The 3,663-nt window shown below is 47.1% G+C and carries 5 protein-coding genes; all 5 read right to left on the bottom strand.

The features are described 5' to 3' along the window. Nucleotides 1-119: 119 nt before the first annotated feature. Nucleotides 120-854: an amino acid ABC transporter ATP-binding protein gene (locus Q0338_RS00270; RefSeq protein WP_298085027.1), complete on the bottom strand. Its 735-nt coding sequence runs from the start codon at nucleotides 852-854 to the stop codon at nucleotides 120-122. Beyond that, a complete protein-coding gene (locus Q0338_RS00275) occupies nucleotides 854-1,522 on the bottom strand; it encodes an amino acid ABC transporter permease (RefSeq protein WP_298085028.1) in 669 nt (222 codons plus the stop codon). The genes Q0338_RS00270 and Q0338_RS00275 overlap by 1 nt, the downstream gene beginning before the upstream one ends. Nucleotides 1,523-1,528: 6 nt before the next feature. Further along, on the bottom strand, nucleotides 1,529-2,281 hold the full coding sequence (locus tag Q0338_RS00280; RefSeq protein ID WP_298085029.1) for an amino acid ABC transporter substrate-binding protein: 753 nt from the start codon (nucleotides 2,279-2,281) through the stop codon (nucleotides 1,529-1,531). A gap of 41 nt (nucleotides 2,282-2,322) precedes the next feature. Then, a complete protein-coding gene (locus Q0338_RS00285; RefSeq protein ID WP_298085030.1) occupies nucleotides 2,323-3,081 on the bottom strand; it encodes an amino acid ABC transporter substrate-binding protein in 759 nt (252 codons plus the stop codon). 473 nt (nucleotides 3,082-3,554) lie between these two features. After that, nucleotides 3,555-3,663 (bottom strand): pyrroline-5-carboxylate reductase dimerization domain-containing protein (locus Q0338_RS00290; protein WP_298085031.1); only part of this gene is annotated, 109 nt, incomplete at its 5' end.

Raw genomic sequence — 3,663 nt, forward strand, 5'->3', positions numbered from 1 at the left:
CCATCTTGCGCAAACGTCGTGGCTAGATAGATAGGCGGAACGACCGCGCCGTGAGGATTGTTTTTGGCTTCGAGGCCTTTTACGATTAGTGTATCTATTTTCATTTTTTTCCTTTAAATTTAAAAATCCATCGCCGAGATAAATTTGACTATGCGCGGCGAGTCGCTGCTGAAAAATTCCTCCGCCGTACCGTCAAATTCGATATTACCGCGCTCTAAAAATAAAATTCGATCCGCGACTTTGCGAGCGAAGTTCATATTATGCGTGACGATGATGAGCGAGTCGCGCTCCTTGCTAAGCCCGCCGATAACCTTCAAAACCTCCGCCTCAAGCTCCGGATCAAGCGCGCTCGTGGGCTCGTCCAAAAGCAAAAAATACGGCTTCATCGCAAGCGCTCGCGCTATCGCCACTCGCTGCGATTGACCGCCCGAGAGCCTGCTTGGATACTCGTGCTCCTTGCCCTTTAGCCCGACCTTTTCAAGTAGAGCCAGAGCCTCAACTTCTGCCTGCTCTTTCGGGATTTTAAGCACCTGCACGGGACCTTCGGTTACGTTTTGCAAAGCCGTTAGGTGCGGAAATAGATTAAAGCTCTGAAAGACCATCCCCGTATGCTCGCGAAAGGGCGGCATATCTTTTTGCGAAATTTTACCGCCAAAATTTATCTTATCGCCTCCAAGCTCAAGCTCGCCGCCGTCCGGGATCTCGAGTAAATTTATGCAGCGCAGCAGGGTTGATTTACCAGAGCCCGAGCTTCCTAAAATAACCGTCGTCTGCCCGTCTTTAAATTCTAAATTTAAGCCGTTTAAAACAACGTTGTCGCCGAATTTCTTAGTCAAATTTTTAAATTTTATCATCACACGTACCTTGAAAATCTCTTCTCGAGCCTAGCTTGCAAAAACGTCAAAAACGTGCAGACTATCAAGTAAAAAAGCGCGGCTAGCACGTAAAGCGTGAGCGGATCGAAGGTGCGCGCGGCGATGCGTTGAGCGACCATAAACATATCGACCATCGTGATAGAAGCCGCAAGCGAGGTGTCTTTTAGCGTGCTGATAAAGATATTTGAAAGCGGAGGCAGCGAGATACGCGCGGCTTGCGGAGCAATGATACGGCGTAAAATTTGCGTATAACTCATACCAAGCGCCGTAGCGGCTTCCCACTGGCCTTTGGGCACCGAAAGCACGGCCGCCCTAACGGCTTCGGAAGCGTAAGCGCCGATATTTAGGCTGAAAGTTATGATCGCCGCGCTCCAAACATCGAGCGTAACGCCCACGATCGGCAGACCGAAATATACGATAAAAAGCTGCACCAAAAGCGGCGTGCCGCGAAATATCCAGATATAAAACTCGCTAAGTTGCTTTAAAATTTTGATATTTGCTATGCGCGCGATCGCCGTTAGCACCGCGATAAGAAGTCCCAGCGAAAAGGAGATCGCTGTAAGAGGCAGCGTCACCTTTATCATCGCCAGCGCCATAGGTTGTAGCGAGCTTAACAAAAGCTCGCTTATGCGGTCAAATTCGTTCATCGCCATCTACCGCGAGACATCTTTGCCGAAATACCTGATCGAAATTTCAGCCAGCTTGCCTTCGTTTTTTAGCTCCTCTATCGCCTTGCTGATCTGCCCCGCAAGCTCCGTATTGCCCTTTTGCACGATAGGTGCGGTATAGTCGGTATCGCTTCCCTCGGCGGCTATTTTAACCGGAGCGCCCGGGCGCTGCTTGATGAAGTCGTAAAATACGATATTATCGCGCACGACGGTATCTACGCGCTTGCTAACGAGAAGCTCCATGCTCTTGCTAAAGCTATCGACCGTGACGTTTTGCGCCCCGTAGCTAGCGGCCACCTTCGCCCAGTTGCTGGTAGCGGAGTCGGCGTTTTTCTTACCTTTTAGATCGTCAAAGCTTTTGATATCGTCGTTATCTTTATGAGTGATGATGGCGCCGTGCACGACCGTATAGGGCTCTGCGTAGTCGTATTTTTTCTTGCGCTCATCGGTAACGCTTACTTGATTAAATACCGCATCGGCCTTGCCCGCATCAAATGCCGCAAGCATCGCATCCCACGGAGCGGTTAAAAACTCGATCTTTAAATTTAGCTTCTTAGCGACTTCGCGGGCGATATCGACGTCGTAGCCCTTTAGCTCGTTTTTATCGTCGTAGTATGAAAACGGCGCATAGGTACCTTCCGTAGCGATCGTTAAAACGCCCTCTTTTATGGTTTTGGCGTTTAAATTTAGCGTAAGAAGCGCACCTAGAGCCAAAATTTTTAGTAGTTTTGAAACCATCTTTTATCCTTTAAATTTAGCTGCTTTTATGCGGGTAAAATTTACTCCGAGATATCTTTGCCGAAGTATTTGACCGAAATCTCTTTTAGCTTGCCTTCGCTTTTTAGCTCGCCAAGGGCCCTGCTTACGTCATTTACGAGCTCTTCGTTGCCCTTTTTCACGATGGCTGCGGAGTAGATCGGCTCGCTGCCGCTAGCGGCTATTTTTAGCGGGGCGTTTGGACGCTGATTTATGTAATCATAGAAGGTCACGCTGTCGTTTATCGTCGCATCCGCACGGCGGCTGATGATGAGCTCCACGCCTTTGCTAAAGCCGTCTACGGTGACGATCTGCGCGCCGTATTTTTGCGCGATGCCGGCCCAGTTGCTAGTTGCAGAATGCGCGCTCTTCTTGCCTTTTAGATCCTCGAAGTTTTTGATTTCGTTATTGTCTTTATGAGTGACTAGCGCGGCGTAGGCGACGGTGTAGGGAACGGTGTAATCGTATTTTTTCTTACGCTCGTCCGTGATACTTACTTGATTGAACACTATGTCGGCCTTGCCCGCATCAAATGCAGCCAGCATCGCGTCCCACGGAGCTTCGACGAATTCCGCTTTTAAATTTAACTTCTTTGCCACTTCGCGCGCTACTTCGACGTCGTAGCCCGTTAGCGCGTCGTTTTTATCGTGGTATGAGTAGGGCGAATACGTGCCTTCGGTCGCGATTTTCAAAACGCCGTTTTCGAGAGTTTTTGCATTTGCGCCGGTTAAAAGAGCGAAGCTCGCCAAAGTAAGTAGAGAAGATTTTAGTAGTTTTTTCATTTTTTGTCCTTTTTAAATTTATCGTTAGCTATTCATCTAAAAAGGTCCGCGAGTGCGAAGTTGAAAATATCTTTTTAAATGTTTAGCGACTTGCTAAGCACTTAAAAAGATATTCGTGCCTAGCGCCCTAGCTTTTCATTTCGCAACAACACATGTCGCACATATCGTTTTTCATAGCGTACCTTTCGAGTAAAATTTGGCGGTGATTTTATGCAAAAAAAGTTTAAGATAAAATAAATTTATATCAAAATTTTGGATTTTATTCTTTAAATGATATAAATTTCGGATACAAAATCGGCTCAAATATCGACAGGGCCGAGCTATAAGTTAAATTTTAAATTTTACGGAAATTAAAATTTTGATTAGAATTTTTAAATTTAACTCGTGATCTAGAACAAATCGCGTCTATAAGCAAAATTCGCACGCTTTCAAACTCCAAAAATCGTTTTTAAGCGTCGGCCAAAGCAGTAAATTTACTTGGCTCTCGCCTTTTTCACGCACGCACCCACCGCATCTATCACCGCCGCGCGAAAACCGCCGTTTTCTAGCGCTTTGACCGCTTCTATCGTCGTGCCGCCGGGC

The sequence above is a fragment of the uncultured Campylobacter sp. genome (assembly GCF_938018145.1).
GTDB lineage: Bacteria > Campylobacterota > Campylobacteria > Campylobacterales > Campylobacteraceae > Campylobacter_A.

Coding starts and splice junctions, on each gene's coding strand:
- Q0338_RS00270 (WP_298085027.1), bottom strand. CDS start 854: ATGATAAAATTTAAAAATTTGACTAAGAAATTCGGCGACAACGTTGTT.
- Q0338_RS00275 (WP_298085028.1), bottom strand. CDS start 1,522: ATGAACGAATTTGACCGCATAAGCGAGCTTTTGTTAAGCTCGCTACAA.
- Q0338_RS00280 (WP_298085029.1), bottom strand. CDS start 2,281: ATGGTTTCAAAACTACTAAAAATTTTGGCTCTAGGTGCGCTTCTTACG.
- Q0338_RS00285 (WP_298085030.1), bottom strand. CDS start 3,081: ATGAAAAAACTACTAAAATCTTCTCTACTTACTTTGGCGAGCTTCGCT.